This window comes from Amycolatopsis roodepoortensis, assembly GCF_014873915.1.
GTDB classification, from domain to species: Bacteria; Actinomycetota; Actinomycetes; order Mycobacteriales; family Pseudonocardiaceae; genus Amycolatopsis; species Amycolatopsis roodepoortensis.
This window is the reverse complement of sequence record NZ_JADBEJ010000001.1, coordinates 25,579-40,574: the sequence shown is the minus strand read 5'-3', so window position 1 is coordinate 40,574 and position 14,996 is coordinate 25,579. Positions and strand designations below refer to the sequence as shown.

The following is a 14,996-nucleotide window of genomic DNA, read 5'->3' as shown; positions in this document are numbered from 1 at the left end:
CCGTGGCCATCACCCTGGGCCCCAACCAGTACGGCAAGGCCGAAGTCCGGCTCGTCACCGTCCAGCGCGAAGGCACCGTCCATCACCTCAAGGACCTGACCGTTTCGACGTCGCTTCGCGGCGACCTCGCGGCGACGCACCTCACCGGCGACAACGCCGACGTCGTCGCGACCGACACCCAGAAGAACACCGTTTACGCCTTCGCCAAGGAGGCCCCGGTCGGTGAGATCGAGGACTTCGCGCTGCGGCTGGGACACCATTTCGTCGGCTCGTTCGAGCACATCACCGGCGCCCGGATCCTGATCGACGAACACGGCTGGAACCGGATCTCCGGCCACGATCACGCGTTCTCCCAGGCGGGCAGCGAAAAGCGGACGACCGCCGTGACCGTGCAGGGTGATCAGGCCTGGGTGGTGTCCGGTTTGGACGATCTCGTGGTGCTCAAGTCGACCGGCTCGGAGTTCCACGGCTTCCCGCGCGACAAGTACACGACGCTGGCCGAGACGAACGACCGGATCCTCGCGACCGCCGTGACCGCGCGCTGGCGCTACCAGGGTGACGGGATCGACTGGGCCACGAGCCACGCGGAGGTCCGGCGGATCCTGCTGGAGACCTTCGCGGACAAGCACAGCCTCTCCCTGCAGCAAACGCTGTACGCCATGGGAGAGGCTGTGCTCAAGGAACGCGAAGAGGTCGCCGAAGTCCGGCTCTCGCTGCCGAACAAGCACCACTTCCTGGTCGACCTGTCACCGTTCGGGCTGAAGAACGACAATGAGGTCTTCTACGCCGCCGACCGCCCGTACGGCCTGATCGAGGGTGTCGTCCTCCGGGACGACGCCGAGGACGCCGGCCTGGCCTGGCACACCCTCGCCGCCTTCTAGGGCAGCGGGCACGTCGCGAAAGCCACTTTCGGGACGTCTGGCGTCCCGAAAGTGGCTTTCGCGACACTGGGAGCAGGCGGCCCGGCGTCGCTAGGGAGCCGGCACCGGTAGCGGCATCCCCGGGACGCTCTGGTCGGCGGGGATGACTCCGTCGACCAGGAAGGCGTCCACGATCTCGTCCAGCTTGGGGTTCCCGTCGGCGTAGAGCCCGTGGTCACCCTCACCGGTCACGGTCAGCATCCGCGAGTTCGCGAACCCGGCGTGCGCCTTCCTGGCGCCCTCGATCGCTGTGGCCGGGTCGTGCTCGGAGTGCACGATCAGCACCGGCGGGACCCCCTTGCCGTCCATCTTCGGCAGCGGACGGGGTTCCTTGTCCCAGAACAGGCAGACCGAGGCGTTCAGCGTGCCGCCACCCGCCAGGAGCAGACCGCGGTCCAGGTTCCGCTGCGAGGCGCGGATCAGCGACTCACGGGTGCCGATGAAACGTCCCTCACCGCAGAGGGTGTTCCAGAAGGTGGCGTCCTGCGCGTCGGGGTGGTCACCCGCCGCGTCGACGGCCGCCTTCGCCTCTGCCCTGGCCGCCGGGTTCTCCATCGCGTCCCGGATCTTGACCAGCAGGTCGGCCAGCGCCGGGAAGGTCGCCTTCTTGTACAGCATGTAGATGATGGCGGTGTCGAGTTCCATCGGCCCGCTTCCGTTCAGCGGGTTGCGGGACAAGGCGTAGCGGACCCGCTCGTAGCTCTGCCGGACCTCTTCACCGTTGGTGCCGAAGTGGTACTTCGCGTCGTACCGCGCCATCCACGGCAGGAAGTCCTGCCGCCAGCGCCGTTCGAACCCGACCGGCTGCCGGTCGAACGTCTTCTGCCAGTCCGTGGTGAACTCCGTCGCGGAGTCCAGCACGAACCGCCCGGTCCGCTGCGGGAACTGCTGCGCGTAATGCGCCCCCAGCCAGGTGCCGCCGGAGTAGCCGACCCAGTTGATCTTCTCCCTGCCGAGCAGCGTCCGGAGCAGATCGAAGTCCCTGATCGTCTGGTGGGTGGTGATCAGCGGGCCGAGTTCGCCGCCGGCGCTCTGGCAGGACCTGGCCACGTGCTCGGCGTTGGCCAGGATCTGGTTCAGATTGCGCGGGTCACGATCGCGCGGATCCAGCTGCTGGATGAGGTCGGCCGTACCCCGGCAGGTGACGTTGGTGCTCTTGCCGGTCCCGCGCACGTCGATCCCGATGATGTCCTGATGCTCGCGCAGCTTCTCCTGCCCGCGGAACGTCACCGGGAACCAGCGCCCGGGACCGCCCGGCCCGCCTGGGTTGGTGAGCAGCGAGGCCGTCGACGGCCCGGTGGACTTCAGCCTGCTGACGGCGATGGTCAGGTCCTGCCTCTCGCCCGCGCGATCCCAGTCGCGGGGAGTACGGAACGTCGCGCATTCGAGCCCGCTGATATCGGTGCCCGGCGGCAACGTGATCAGTTCCTCCGCCGCGCAGGGATGCCAATCCAGCTTCTGGTCGGCGTAGTGCGCCGGGACGCTCGCCGAAGCCGTGGTGGCTCCGGAGAGCAGCCCGCCCACGATCACCGGGAGCAACCCGACGGCCAAGAGCCGCTTCATGTTCTTCCCCCTTCTTTCCTTGGTTTCCCAACGGCTCACGACGCTAGGGCCGGGCACACCGGGCGAACATCGACCGCAGGTAGCGCCGGAAGGTGAACCAAGGTCGAAGGGACCTCCGGAACTTGATAGAACGCTCTATCATGGAGAGCGTGACTGGAACGCGGGAACGCATCGTGAACGCCGGCGCCGAGCTGCTCCGGCGCAACGGGTACACCGGCACCGGGGTGAAGCAGATCGTCGAGGCGGCGAACGCGCCGTTCGGCTCGCTGTACCACTTCTTCCCCGGCGGCAAGGAACAGCTCGGCGAGGAGGTCATCCGTACCTCGGGGATGATGTACCTCGCGCTGTTCGAGATCTTCTTCGCCGACGAGCCGGACCTCGTCCACGGTATCGAGGCGTGTTTCGCCAGCGCCGCCGAGACGCTGAAGGCGACCGACTACGCCGACGCCTGCCCCATCGCGACGGTCGCGCTGGAGGTCGCCAGCACCAACGAGAAGCTGCGGATCGCGACGGCCGACGTCTTCACGGCGTGGATCGAGACCGGCGCCGAGAAGCTGGGCAAGTACGGCCTCGAACCGGAAGCCGCGCGGCGGCTCACCATCGCATTGGTGAACAGCCTCGAAGGAGCGTTCGTGTTGAGCCGTTCGCTCCGTAACACCGAAGCGCTCGAGGTCGCGGGGGCCTCGTCAGTGGCCTACGCGCGCACGTTGCTCCCGGATGCGTGAAGCACCGACGGCGGAATCCTGAACACCGGGATTTTCCCGCAACACACCACGGCTTCCGGCCGACCTAGCCGTCGCCAACACCGGAATCCGTTTGGGGAGCCCATGATCATCAGGAAGCTCGTGATCGGCACCATCGCCGCGGCCGCGCTGCTCACCGCCGGCGCGGTACCCGCGACCGCCGCCGAGGTCCAGCCGTCCACCCTCACCACGACCACCAGCAGCACCAAGATCGACGCCGGGCAGACCGTCACGATCTCCGGGAAGCTCACCAAGGCCGACACCACCCCGATCGCGGGTGCCGAGGTGGGCATCTCGTTCTGCTTCAACGGCTTCTGCGGTGAGGCGCAGGCCAAGCCGGTCACCGGCGCCGCGGGCGGGTACAGCGCGACGCTGACCCCGATCCGCACCGGCAACTACCGCGCCGACTTCTTCTCCACCGACCCGTCGATCGCGAACTCGGGCGCCGACACCGCGAAGATCGTCGTGCTCCACCCGGCGAAGATCACGTCGTTCGCGGCGGGCCGGGACGCGGCCAAGGCCGTGACCGGCTCGGGCACGATCGAGTTCCCCGGCCGGTACACCGCGAACCCGATCCCGGTCGAGCTCCAGTACTTCTCGTTCAGCACCTACCGCTGGACCACGGCGGCGACGGTCACCGCCACCTGGAACGGCACCACCTGGGCCTTCGCGGCTTCGGCCGAACACCGTAAGCCCGGCGCCTGGCGGGCCTTCTACGCCGGCGCGCCCGAGATGTTCCACGCGGCGGCGAGCGACCTCGTCTTCGTGCTCTGACGTTCCGTGAAGGCCTCCCCGCGGGAGGCCTTCACGGAACCACTAGCGGGACGCGAGATACGCCCGCCAGTCCCCCACCGCGGAGATGTCCGTCAGCTCCGGAGAGTCCACATAGGACGAACGAAGGACGGTGGCGAGACAGGCCGCGCCGTCCTCCAGCTCGATGACGCCCAGCTCCAGTTCCGGAGGTTCCGCAGGGACGAGATGGTCCCGCAGCACCGTGAGCGGCAGGTCGTAGACCTCGCCCACGACCGACGCGGAACCGCCCTCGTGCATGGCCGGGAACCGGTCGCCCACGGAGTAGTAGTGGTACTTGGGCGCCGAGCGGGCCACGCAGCACAACGGCGTGCCCTGCAGCTGTTCGTGCAGCGGTCCGCCGCGCATCCCGCCGCCGTTGAGGAACATCAGAACCACGACATGATCCCTTCGATCCCGAAGTACACCCCGAACACCGCGGCCAGGATCCCGAGGATCCAGCCGATCTCGCGGATCTTGCCCTTGCAGATCTTGATCAGCACGTAGGCGACCAGCCCGGCGCCGATCCCGTTGGTGATCGAGTAGGTGAACGGAATCAGCGCGATGGTCAGGAACACCGGGATCGCGAAATCCAGGTCCCGCCAAGGGATCCGCGCGCATTGCGCCATCATCATCCCGCCGATGACCACCAGCGCGGGCGCCGCGGCCTGCGCCGGGACGATCGCCGCGATCGGCGTCAGGAACAGCGTGGCGGTGAACAACCCGCCGGTGACGATGCTCGCCAGCCCGGTCCGCGCGCCTTCGCCGACGCCTGCCGCCGATTCGAGGAACACGGTGTTCGGCGCCGATCCGGTGACGCCGCCCGCCAGCGCGCCCGCGCCGTCGACCAGCAGGATCCGGCCCATCCCCTCGACCTTGCCGTTCTTCACCAGCCCCGCCTCCTCCGAGACCGACGTGATCGTGCCCATCGCGTCGAAGAAGCCGGAAAGCACCAGCGTGAACAGGAAGACGGCCGCGGTCACCGCACCCGCCGACCCGAATCCGCCGAAGAGATCGATGTCGCCCAGCAGGCTGAAATCGGGATGCGCCACGACCTGGTCGGGCACCTTGGGCTCGACCAGTCCCCAGCCTTCGACGTGGAACACGCTGTTGACCAGCACGGCGAGCCCGGTCGCGACCGCGATGCTGATCAACACCGCGCCCGGAACCCCGCGGCTCACCAGCACGATCATCAGCAGCAGCCCGAGACAGAAGATCGCGATCGGCCAGCCTTCGAGATGGCCGGCGATCCCCATCCGCACCGGGACCGTCGACTGCGCCGAATCCGGTGTCCTGGTCACGAATCCCGCGCTGACCAGGCCGACCAGCGCGATGTAGAGGCCGATGCCGACGGTGATCGCGACCTTGAGCGCCATCGGGATCGCGTTGATGATCCGTTCCCGGACACCGGAAACGGCCATCAGCACGATGCAGAAACCTTCGAGGACCACGAGCCCGAAGGCCTGCGCCCACGTCATGGCCGGCGCCATCTGGAAGGCGACGACACCGTTGACACCGAGACCGGCCGCGAGCGCCAGCGGCGCGTTGCCGACCAGTCCCATCAGGATCGTGGTGACGCCGGCCGCCAGCGCGGTCGCGGTGGTGATCGCCTCGGTGGTCAGCTTCGCGCCGGTGATGTCGGCCGACGCGCCGAGGATGAGCGGGTTGAGCAGCACGATGTAGCACATCGCGACGAACGTGGTGATCCCGCCGCGCACCTCGCGGCCGATCGTGCTGCCGCGATGGGAGATCTTGAACCAGCGGTCGAGCCCGGACAGCCGCCCCGGCTCGGGCGAGGGCAGGTGGGGACGCTCGGTACCTAATTGGGTCATGCCTACTCCACAACGTTGTGGGGCGGGAAGATTCGCTCAGCAAGCCGGTCGGCGGAGCAGTTGTGGCAGCCGAACCGGCCGACTACGACGTGAACCCGCCCGGTCGAAGACCCCGTTGTCGCGACGGCAGGGCGCCTCTTCACACCTGACACACGTCGCTTCGAGAACGAGTGCCCTGGCGACGCGATAACGGTCGCGGGTTCACCTGGATCAGTAAGCCTTCTTGTCGGGTTTCGACAGCCAGGCCTGGAAAGGCGCGAAAGAGTCCGGAAGGGACAGCTGGCCGACGGGTAGTGACCAGGTCTCGCGCGGACGGGAAAAGAGGTCGTAGAACTCGCGGTCGTCGAAGCCCGCCTCGGCCGCGTCGTGGCGGTCCGCGGCGTAGACGACCTTGCCGACACGCGCCCAAAGCGCGGCGGAAAGGCAGAGCGGGCAGGGCTCGCAGGAGGTCACGAGGACGCAGCCGTCGAGTTTGTAGTCGCCGATCGCCTGGCAGGCCGCGCGGATCGCGACCACCTCGGCGTGTGCCGTCGGGTCCAGCGTCGGCGTCACCTGGTTGGTCCCGGTGGCCAGCACCGAACCGTCCCGGACGATCATCGCGCCGAACGGGCCGCCGCCGCGCTCGACGTTCGAGGTGGCCAGCTGGACGGCTTCGGCGAGCCATTTCTGCTCGTCGGACTCCGAAATGGACAGACGGGTACCCACGGATGTGCTCCTAGCTCGGAAAAGTACGGGTTCTCAGGTGCCGGTGAGGTGCTCCGGGCGCACCGGGACGCGGGGCAGCGCGAGCCCGGTGGCCGCGCGGATGGCCGCGACGATCGCCGGGGTGGACGAGATCGTCGGCGGTTCCCCGACCCCGCGCAGACCATACGGGGCGTTCGGGTCGGGCCGTTCCAGGACGTCGATGTCCATCGGCGGCATGTCCAGCACGGTCGGGATCAGGTAGTCGGTGAACGACGGGTTGCGGATCTTCCCGCCGTCGGTCTGGATCTCCTCCATCACCGCGAGTCCGAGCCCCTGCGCGGAACCGCCCTGGATCTGGCCGAGCACCGCCTGCGGGTTGAGCGCCTTGCCGACGTCCTGCGCGCAGTCGAGCGCGACGACCTTGATCAGGCCGAGTTCGGTGTCGACGTCCACGACCGCGCGGTGTGCCGCGAAGCCGTACTGGACGTGCGCGTTCCCTTGCCCTGTCTCGGGATCGATGGGCACCGTCGGACGGTGGCGCCATTCGACGGTCTCGTCGAAGACCTCGTCGCCGAGGACGTCGGCGAGATCCGCGAGCACGCTGCCGTCGGCCGAGACGACCTTGCCCGCGACGACGTTCAGCTTCCCATCCGCGGCGAGCTTGCCCGCCAGGTGCTTGTGCAGCCCGGAGCGCACCGCGACACACGCCGCCTGGACGGCGCCGCCGGTGACGTAACTCTGCCGGGACGCCGACGTCGAACCGCCGTTGCCGATGTTGGTGTCCATCGGCAGGATGGTCACCTGCTCGATACCGAGTTCGGTCCGCACGATCTGCTGCATGATCGTGACCAGGCCCTGGCCGACCTCGCAGGCGGCGGTGTGCACGGTCGCCGCGGGTTCGCCGCCGACGAGCTGCAGCCGCACACGGGCGGTCGAGTAGTCGTCGAAACCCTCGGAGAAACAGATGTTCTTGATGCCGACCGCGTAGCCGACACCGCGGACGACGCCCTCGCCGTGCGTGGTGTTGGAGACGCCGCCGGGCATGCGGCGCAGGTCGAGTTCTTCGTGCGTGACCGGCAACGGCTTGGCGCGCAGGCGTTCCAGCAGCTCGGCGACCGGGGCCGCCGAGTCGACGATCTGCCCGGTCGGCATGACGCTGCCTTCGGCCATCGCGTTGCGGATCCGGATGTCGACGGGGTCGATGCCGCACGCCTCGGCGAGCTTGTCCATCTGGGACTCGTAGGCGAACCCCGCCTGCACCGCGCCGAACCCGCGCATCGCGCCGCAAGGCGGGTTGTTGGTGTACACGCCCCAGCAATCGACCGAAGCACTGTCCACATTGTACGGACCGACGCCGAGGGTGGCGGCGTTCGCGACCACCGCACCGGTGGACGACGCGTACGCGCCGCCGTCCAGGTACAGCTTCGCTTTCACATAAACGAGGCGGCCGTCCTTGTCGGCACCGTGCTCGTAGTACATCTTCGCCGGGTGGCGGTGCACGTGACCGTAGAAGGATTCCTCGCGGTTGTAGACCATCTTGACCGGCTTGCCGGTGTGCAGCGCCAGCAGACACGCGTGGACCTGGATCGAAAGGTCCTCGCGGCCGCCGAACGCGCCGCCGACCCCGCCCAGCGTCAGCCGCACCTTGTCCTTGGGCAGCCCCAGCGCGGCGACGATCTGCTGCTGATCGACGTGAAGCCACTGCGTGGCCACGTAAAGGTCGACGCCGCCTTCGGTGTCCGGGATCGCCATACCCGACTCCGGCCCGAGGAAGGCCTGGTCCTGCATGCCGACCTCGTAGACCCCGGACACCACGACGTCGGCCTTCACCGACTGGTCACCGTGGCGGATCTTGGCGTACCGCACGACGTTCCCGCCGGGGTGCAGCTCGGCTCCCTCGCCGGCGACGGCCTTCTCCGAGTCCGTCACCGGTTCGAGGACCTCGTAGGAGACCTTGATCCGCTTCATCGCGCGGCGCGCGGTCTCGGGATGGTCCGCGGCGACGAGTGCGACGGGCTCTCCCTGGTAGCGCACGACGTCGACGGCGAGCACCGGCTGATCCGCGTGCTCCAGGCCGTACTTGTTCACGCCCGGCACGTCCTCATGGGTCAGCACCGCGTACACCCCTTGCACCGCAAGGGCTTCGGTGATGTCGATACCGGTGATCCGCGCGTACGGATGCGGGCTGCGCAGCGTCGCGCCCCACAACATGTCCTCGTGCCACAGGTCCGAGGAATAGGCGAATTCGCCGCGCACCTTGACCGTGCCGTCGGGCCGCTGCGGGCTCGTCCCCACCCCGTTCCCGGTGGTCTGCTTGGAGACTTCAGTGGTGGTCATACCGTCTCCCTCAGCCGCGCACTGGCCACGGCCAGCTCACGGGCGATCTCGTCTTCGGATTCCTCGCGCAGCGTTCCGTCCTCGACGACGGGCGCGCCGCCGACGTACAGCCGCTCGACCGGCGGGGTCGTGCCGAGCACCAGGGCGGCGACCGGATCGGTGATCCCGGCGTAGTTCAGGCCGTTCAGGTTCCAGACCGCGAGGTCGGCGAGCTTGCCCACCTCGATCGAACCCAGGTCCTTCTGGCGGCCGAGGCAGCGCGCGCCGCCCATCGTGCCCATCCACAGCGCTTCCCGCGTGGTCAGCCCGCGTGGTCCGCCGCGCTGACGCGCCTGCAACAGCGCCTGGTGCAGTTCCTCGCCGAGGCCCCCGGATTCGTTGGACGCCGCGCCATCGGCGCCGAGCCCGACGGGCACTCCAGCGTCGAGCAGCTGCCGGACCGGGGCGATCCCGGCGCCGATCCGCCCGTTGGACGTCGGGCAATGCGCCGCGCCGGTCCCGGTGGCGCCCATCCGCCGGATCGCCTCCGGGGCGAGGTGGATCGAGTGCGCGAGCCAGACGTCGTCGGCGAGCCAGCCGAGTTTGTCGGCGTACTCGGCCGGGGTGCAGCCGACTTCGGCGAGACACTGCTTCTCCTCGTCGACCGTCTCGGCGAGGTGGGTGTGGAGGCGGACCCCCTTGCGGCGCGCCAATTCCGCCGCGCCGGTCATCAGCCGCTCGCTCACCGAGAACGGTGAACACGGGCCGGCCGCGATCTGCAGATGCGCGCCCGCGGAGTCGTCGTGGAACCGCTCGATCGCGGCCTCGGTGCCGAGCAGCGCGGCCTCGGTCTCCTCGACGAGGTTGTCCGGCGGGAGCCCGCCCTGCGACTCGCCGCGGTCCATCGAGCCGCGGACGACGTGCAGCCGCACGCCGACCCGGATCCGGGCGGCGGCGAGGGCCTCGACCTGGTCGCCGCCGTCGCGCGGGAAGACGTAGTGGTGGTCGGCGACCGTGGTGCAGCCGGTGGTCGCGAGCCGGGTGAGACCGGCCGTGGCCGCCGCGTGCGTGATCTCGGCGTCGAGCCTGCCCCAGATCGGGTACAGCGCGACCAGCCACTCGAAGAGCGTGTGGTCGGCGGCGAGGCCGCGCGTGGCCCACTGGTAGAGGTGGTGGTGCGTGTTGATCAGACCGGGCGTGACCAGGCAGCCGGAGCCGTCGACGCGTTCGTCGTACTCGTCGTGGGGTGCCCTCCCCGCGCCGACCGCCGCGATCCGGTCGTTCTCGATGACGACGTGGCCCGAGGCGTGCTCGGTGCCCGCTCCGTCGACGGTGGCGATCGCGGCGTTCTCGATTACGGTCTTCACGTGGTCTCTCCCCTGGTCGCGGCCAGCCGGACGGCGTCGAGGATCTTCTCGTATCCGGTACACCGGCAGAGGTTCCCCGCCAGCGCCTCGCGAATCTCCTCGTCGGCCGGGTTTTCGACGCGGTTGAGCAGATCGTGCGCCGCGACCACGAGGCCGGGCGTGCAGAAGCCACATTGGACGGCACCCGCGTCCACAAAGGACTGCTGGACGCGGTCCAGCCGGTCGCCCTCGGCGAGCCCTTCGACCGTGCGGACCTCGCGGCCCTCGACCTGACCGGCGGCGACCAGGCACGAACACACCGGGACGTCGTCGAGGTACACCGTGCAGGAGCCGCATTCGCCCTGTTCACAGGCGTTCTTCGAGCCCGGCAGGCCGAGCCGCTCGCGGAGGACGTACAGCAGGCTTTCGCCCTCCCAGACGTCGTCGGCCTGGCGGGTCTCGCCGTTGATCGTCACGTTCACGCGCACTCGCGTTCACCCTTCTGGAAGTCGTTCCACGCCCAGGTCAGCGTTCGCCGCGCCAGGACGGACAGCGCGTGTTTGCGGTAGTCGGCGCTGCCGCGGACGTCGTCGATCGGCGACGCCGCCTCCGCCACCAGCTCGCCGAACCGGCGTTTGACGGAATCGGTGATCGAAGCCTTGGTGGACCAGGGAAGTTCGGCGCCGAGGAACTCTTCGGCGGCGGTCGCGCGGCGCGGGGTCGGCGCCGCCGAACCGACGGCCGCGCGGATCTCGCGGGTGTCGAGGTGCAGCGCCAGCGCGAACGAGCAGACCGCGATGACCATCGCATTGCGCGTCCCGACCTTGGCGAACTGCTGCGGGCCTGCCTCGGCGGGCAGGTGCACCGCGGTGATCAGCTCGTCGGGTTCGAGGGCGTTGCGTTTGACGCCGAGGTAGAACTCTGCGGCCGGGATCAGCCGGGTGCCGCGGACGGAGGCGGCCTCGACCTCGGCGCCGAGCACGAGCAAGACGGGATGCGTGTCCCCGGCGGGCGAGGCGGCGCCGAGGTTGCCGCCGACGGTGCCCCGGTTGCGGATTTGCGGCGAGCCGACCGTGCGCGAAGCCATCGCCAACGCGGGCAGAAATTCACCCAGCTCAGCGATCACCCGGACGTAGGGCACCGAGGCACCGAGGCGGATCCTGCCGTCGGTTTCGGTCCACTCGGCGAGTTCGGTGACGCGGTTGAGATCGAGCAGCGCGCCGGGGCGGCGGTGGTCGAAATTGAGCTCCACCATGACGTCCGTGCCGCCCGCGATGGGCACCGCGTCGGGCCGCTCGGCCTTGACGGCGAGCGCCTCGGTCAGCGAGCTGGGGCGCAGGAAATCCACTCTCAGGCTCCTCGGTTCGGCGGCGTTGTGTGACGGCTGACTCAGTAGACGCCCTGCGCCCGCACGGCGGCAACGGTGCCGAAGCATGAAATCTCCCCTGCACGCGCCGGTCGTTTTGTGCTTTCCTACAAACCTGATGACGACCGTGAAAACTCTGCTCGCGCTCCCCGGGCTGCGCTTGCGCGTCCGCGCCGGGACGGACTTGCTCGACCGTCCGGTGTCCCGGATCTACGTCACGGAGCTGTCCGATCCCGGGCGGTACGTGTCGGCGGGCGAGCTCGTCCTGAGCGGGTTGCTGTGGTGGCGCGGGCCGGGTGATTCGGAGGCGTTCGTCGCCGCGCTCGCGAAGGCCGGGGCGGCGGCGCTGGCGGCGTCCGGAGCCGACTCCGACGGCATCCCCGAAGACCTCGTCGAAGCCTGTACACGCCATGGGATCCCGTTGCTGGAGGTGCCGGCGGACCTGTCGTTCTCGGTGGTCACCGAACGCGTCGTGCTCGCATTGGCCGCGGCCGCGGAAGGCGCCCGCAAACGTTTGCTTTCGGCGGCGACGGAAGACTCGTCGGTCGAAGCCCTCTTGGAGCGGGCGCGCGGCGAGATCGGCCTCCCCTGCTGGGTGGTACCTGTCGGCACCCCGTCGGAGCTGGTGCGCCGGTTCGTCGCCGCGGGCGGGCGTTCCCTGGAAGCCGACGACGTCTCGGTGCGGCCCGTCGGCGGCAGGCACGCGTTGCCGTGGCTGCTCGCGATCGGCGGCAGGCTGACCGCCTCACAGGCCGAGATCGCCGAGGAGCTCGCCGGGCTGATCGGGCTCGCACGCACGCGGGCGGACGAGGTCCGCGCCGTCACCGACAGGGTGCTCGAACCCTTGCTCGCCGCGCTCGACGAAGGGGGCGATCCGCACGCGGCGCTGACCGCGACCGGGCTCCGCGGCGATCTACGGGTCGTCGTCGCGCGCACCGAAGGATCCGAAGCGGCACGCGGCATCCTGACCGAACTCCTGCCGCCTGGCGCGCTCGTCGGCCCCGCCGGGGAGACCACCTGGGCACTGGCCGAGGACGACGGTGACTGGCCGGAGGACTGGCCCGCCACGGTGGCCGACACCCTGACCGGGGTGGAGTCACTGTTGCCGTGCCGCCGGGTGCTGATCGGCGTCAGCGACCGTTCCCCGGTTTCCGTGCTGCGGGGCGCGAAAGAGGTCGCGCGCTACGCGCTGGCCGTGGCGGCGGAACGACCCGGCACGATCGAGGTCGTCCCCGGCGGCGAGATCGGCATGCACCGGCTGCTGCTGGCGGGCGCGCCCGACGGCCTGCGGGCGGCGCTGCGGCGGCGGGTGCTGGGCCCGCTGCTGAGCTACGACGCCGAACAGGGCACCGATCTGGTGCACACCCTGCGCGTCTACCTCGAATGTTCCGGCTCGCCGACGCGGGCGGCGCGGGCGTTGCACGTCCATGTCAACACGTTGCGGTACCGGATCGGGCGCGCGAGCGAACTGCTCGGCACCGACCTGACCGAGTTCACCGAACAGCTCGACGTCTATTTGGCCTTGTCGGCAGGGAGCTGAAATGGGCATCACCACGGCGAAAGAAGCCGCCTACGACCCGCGCGTGCTCGCCTTCGGCCGGATGATGGGCGCCGCGAACCGGCTCGAATACCTGCTCGGCCGCGCGCTGGAGGCCGAATGCGGGATCTCGCATCTGATGTTCGAGGTCCTGCTCATCGTCGGCAGGTCGGGTGACGCCGGGATGAGCATGCGCGCGATCGCGCAGGAGCAGGTGCTGACCACCGGTGGCGCGACGCGGCTGGTCGACCGGATGACCACCCTCGGCCTCGTCGTCCGCGCGTCGGATCCACAGGACCGTCGCGTGCAGCTCGTGCGGCTTACCGCGCAAGGCGAGGAGACGACCGTGCGGGCGGCGCGGGTGCACGTCGAGAACATCCAGCGGCTCTTCCTCGACCCGCTCCCCGCGGACCACCGCGAACGATTCGCGCAGGACCTCCGGACGCTGAGCCACTCGGCACGTGACGCACTCCCCAAGCTCCGGTAGGAATATCTGACCAGTCAGACATCGTTGGTTCGCGTCATGAAGCTCATCTATGTCTTCGACGCGTACTGCGGCTGGTCGTACGGGTTCGCCCGCACCATGGCCGACGTCGCGCACCGGCATCCGGACCTGCCGGTCGACGTGGTTTCCGGCGGCCTGTTCCTCGGCGGCCGCCGGGTGCCGATCCGACAATTCGGCTACGTCCAGGGGGCCAACGCCGAGATCACCCGCCGCACCGGCGCGCCGTTCGGGGAGAGCTACGAACGGCTCATCGCGGACGGGGAGTTCGTCATGGACTCCGAGGCCGCTGCCTGCGGAATGGCCGCGTTGCGCGAAGTCGGGCCGGACCGCGCGGTACGGCTCGCGGCACTGCTTCAGGAGGCGTTCTATCTCGACGGGCTGAGCCTGTCCGAGGTCTCGACCTATCGTGTGGTCGCACAGCGGGCAGGCCTGGACGGGGACGCCGTCGAGGCCGCGCTGGACCGGGTTTCCGCCGCGGACGATTTCCGGCGGGCGCGGGAATTGGGTGTCACCGGCTATCCGACTCTTTTGGCCTCCTTGCCGTCGGAGCAGGTGGTGACGCTGGTCGCCGGGAACGCGAGCGCGGACGAGGTGGAGCGGCGGATCGGCGCGCTGGTTTCCTAGACTTCGCGCATGCCTTTGACGATTCGACCGGCGACCCCCGCGGACGCCGACGCCGTCGCGAACATCTGGTACCACGGCTGGCAGGACGGCCATCTCGGCAACGTGCCCGACTCGCTCGTCCGGATCCGCACCCGTGAATCGTTCTGGGAGCGGGCCGCGGACCGCGTCGACGACACGACCGTCGCCGTACTGGACGGCGAGGTGGCGGGTTTCGTGATGGTCGTCGGGGACGAGGTCGAACAGGTCTACGTTTCGTCGGACCATCGCGGGAGCGGGGTGGCCGGGGCGCTGCTCGCGGAAGCCGAACGGCTGGTGAGTGCGGGCGGGCACTCGCGTGCTTGGCTCGCGGTGGCGCCGGGGAACACGCGGGCGCGGCGGTTCTACGAGCGGTGCGGGTGGGTTGACGAGGGCGAGTTCGACAATCGGGTCGCCGGCCCTGACGGCCCGGTTTCGGTGCCTTGCCTGCGCTACGCGAAGCCCGTCTGACCCTTCGCGTTTAGTCGACTAACTGCGGTATGCATTTAGCCGACTAAATGCGCCACGCGTTTAGTCGGCTAACTGCGGCATGCGTTTAGTGGGCTAATTGCGTTCCTTGCACAGCCTTCGCGAGCGCCGGTGCCACAGCCGAAGCGACGGGAACTGCGCATTTAGCCGACTAAATGCGCTCCGCTTTCTTTGCGTGATCCCCCTACGCGGCGGCATCACCCTTCAGTGTTGTCCGCGCGTTTCGCTGGTCGCTTAAAATTACGAACACCTGTTCGATGAATCGTG

The 14,996-nt window shown here is 69.2% G+C and carries 15 protein-coding genes; 7 read left to right on the top strand and 8 right to left on the bottom strand.

Annotated elements, in window-relative coordinates; all coding sequences use genetic code 11:
• Window positions 1–2: 2 nt before the first annotated feature.
• Window positions 3–881: a factor-independent urate hydroxylase gene (gene pucL / locus H4W30_RS00195; protein WP_192740929.1), complete on the top strand. Its 879-nt coding sequence runs from the start codon at window positions 3–5 to the stop codon at window positions 879–881.
• A 90-nt stretch (window positions 882–971) separates the two neighbouring features.
• Here pucL and H4W30_RS00190 read toward each other — a convergent pair whose 3' ends face one another.
• Window positions 972–2,483 (bottom strand): alpha/beta hydrolase, encoded by a 1,512-nt coding sequence (locus H4W30_RS00190; RefSeq protein ID WP_192740928.1) that lies wholly within the window; start codon window positions 2,481–2,483, stop codon window positions 972–974.
• Window positions 2,484–2,632: 149 nt separating this feature from the next.
• Here H4W30_RS00190 and H4W30_RS00185 point away from each other — a divergent pair, with 149 nt between their 5' ends.
• Both H4W30_RS00185 and H4W30_RS00180 read left to right on the top strand, forming a co-directional pair.
• Window positions 2,633–3,208 carry a TetR/AcrR family transcriptional regulator gene (locus tag H4W30_RS00185; RefSeq protein ID WP_455423565.1) on the top strand — a complete coding sequence of 192 codons (576 nt, stop codon included), beginning with the start codon at window positions 2,633–2,635 and terminating at the stop codon, window positions 3,206–3,208.
• Between the two features lie 102 nt (window positions 3,209–3,310).
• Window positions 3,311–4,000, top strand: coding sequence for a hypothetical protein (locus H4W30_RS00180; RefSeq protein WP_192740926.1), 690 nt, complete (start codon window positions 3,311–3,313; stop codon window positions 3,998–4,000).
• Between the two features lie 42 nt (window positions 4,001–4,042).
• Here H4W30_RS00180 and H4W30_RS00175 read toward each other — a convergent pair whose 3' ends face one another.
• From H4W30_RS00175 to H4W30_RS00145, 7 genes are all read right to left on the bottom strand, one after another.
• Window positions 4,043–4,414, bottom strand: a complete 372-nt coding sequence (locus H4W30_RS00175) for an allophanate hydrolase-related protein (protein WP_192740925.1) — start codon at window positions 4,412–4,414, stop codon at window positions 4,043–4,045.
• The gene (locus tag H4W30_RS00170; protein WP_126733434.1) at window positions 4,405–5,847 is read right to left on the bottom strand and encodes an NCS2 family permease; all 1,443 of its coding nucleotides are present in this window, start codon (window positions 5,845–5,847) and stop codon (window positions 4,405–4,407) included. Before H4W30_RS00170 ends, H4W30_RS00175 begins: the two co-directional genes overlap by 10 nt.
• Window positions 5,848–6,057: 210 nt before the next feature.
• Entirely contained in the window at window positions 6,058–6,552 is a 495-nt protein-coding gene (locus tag H4W30_RS00165) for a nucleoside deaminase (RefSeq protein ID WP_192740924.1), read from the bottom strand.
• 33 nt (window positions 6,553–6,585) lie between these two features.
• Complete coding sequence (gene pucD / locus H4W30_RS00160; protein ID WP_192740923.1) at window positions 6,586–8,868, bottom strand: xanthine dehydrogenase subunit D; 2,283 nt, start codon at window positions 8,866–8,868, stop codon at window positions 6,586–6,588.
• The gene (locus H4W30_RS00155) at window positions 8,865–10,214 is read right to left on the bottom strand and encodes an 8-oxoguanine deaminase (protein WP_192740922.1); all 1,350 of its coding nucleotides are present in this window, start codon (window positions 10,212–10,214) and stop codon (window positions 8,865–8,867) included. Before H4W30_RS00155 ends, pucD begins: the two co-directional genes overlap by 4 nt.
• Complete coding sequence (locus H4W30_RS00150; RefSeq protein WP_192740921.1) at window positions 10,211–10,681, bottom strand: (2Fe-2S)-binding protein; 471 nt, start codon at window positions 10,679–10,681, stop codon at window positions 10,211–10,213. The genes H4W30_RS00155 and H4W30_RS00150 overlap by 4 nt, the downstream gene beginning before the upstream one ends.
• On the bottom strand, window positions 10,672–11,541 hold the full coding sequence (locus tag H4W30_RS00145) for an FAD binding domain-containing protein (protein ID WP_192740920.1): 870 nt from the start codon (window positions 11,539–11,541) through the stop codon (window positions 10,672–10,674). The genes H4W30_RS00150 and H4W30_RS00145 overlap by 10 nt, the downstream gene beginning before the upstream one ends.
• A 136-nt stretch (window positions 11,542–11,677) precedes the next feature.
• Here H4W30_RS00145 and H4W30_RS00140 point away from each other — a divergent pair, with 136 nt between their 5' ends.
• From H4W30_RS00140 to H4W30_RS00125, 4 genes are read left to right on the top strand one after another with little or no spacing between them, the layout of a single operon-like run.
• Window positions 11,678–13,099 (top strand): PucR family transcriptional regulator, encoded by a 1,422-nt coding sequence (locus H4W30_RS00140; RefSeq protein WP_192740919.1) that lies wholly within the window; start codon window positions 11,678–11,680, stop codon window positions 13,097–13,099.
• Between the two features lies 1 nt (window position 13,100).
• Window positions 13,101–13,583, top strand: a complete 483-nt coding sequence (locus H4W30_RS00135) for a MarR family winged helix-turn-helix transcriptional regulator (protein ID WP_192740918.1) — start codon at window positions 13,101–13,103, stop codon at window positions 13,581–13,583.
• 36 nt (window positions 13,584–13,619) lie between these two features.
• Window positions 13,620–14,225 carry a DsbA family protein gene (locus tag H4W30_RS00130; RefSeq protein WP_192740917.1) on the top strand — a complete coding sequence of 202 codons (606 nt, stop codon included), beginning with the start codon at window positions 13,620–13,622 and terminating at the stop codon, window positions 14,223–14,225.
• Between the two features lie 9 nt (window positions 14,226–14,234).
• Window positions 14,235–14,711, top strand: coding sequence for a GNAT family N-acetyltransferase (locus H4W30_RS00125; protein WP_192740916.1), 477 nt, complete (start codon window positions 14,235–14,237; stop codon window positions 14,709–14,711).
• The last annotated feature ends 285 nt before the right edge of the window (window positions 14,712–14,996 follow it).

Bases quoted from the DNA above. Each gene is read 5' to 3' on its own strand.
- H4W30_RS00190 (WP_192740928.1), bottom strand. From the start codon at position 2,483: ATGAAGCGGCTCTTGGCCGTCGGGTTGCTCCCGGTGATCGTGGGCGGG.
- H4W30_RS00180 (WP_192740926.1), top strand. From the start codon at position 3,311: ATGATCATCAGGAAGCTCGTGATCGGCACCATCGCCGCGGCCGCGCTG.
- H4W30_RS00170 (WP_126733434.1), bottom strand. From the start codon at position 5,847: ATGACCCAATTAGGTACCGAGCGTCCCCACCTGCCCTCGCCCGAGCCG.
- pucD (WP_192740923.1), bottom strand. From the start codon at position 8,868: ATGACCACCACTGAAGTCTCCAAGCAGACCACCGGGAACGGGGTGGGG.
- H4W30_RS00140 (WP_192740919.1), top strand. From the start codon at position 11,678: ATGACGACCGTGAAAACTCTGCTCGCGCTCCCCGGGCTGCGCTTGCGC.
- H4W30_RS00135 (WP_192740918.1), top strand. From the start codon at position 13,101: ATGGGCATCACCACGGCGAAAGAAGCCGCCTACGACCCGCGCGTGCTC.
- H4W30_RS00130 (WP_192740917.1), top strand. From the start codon at position 13,620: ATGAAGCTCATCTATGTCTTCGACGCGTACTGCGGCTGGTCGTACGGG.
- H4W30_RS00125 (WP_192740916.1), top strand. From the start codon at position 14,235: ATGCCTTTGACGATTCGACCGGCGACCCCCGCGGACGCCGACGCCGTC.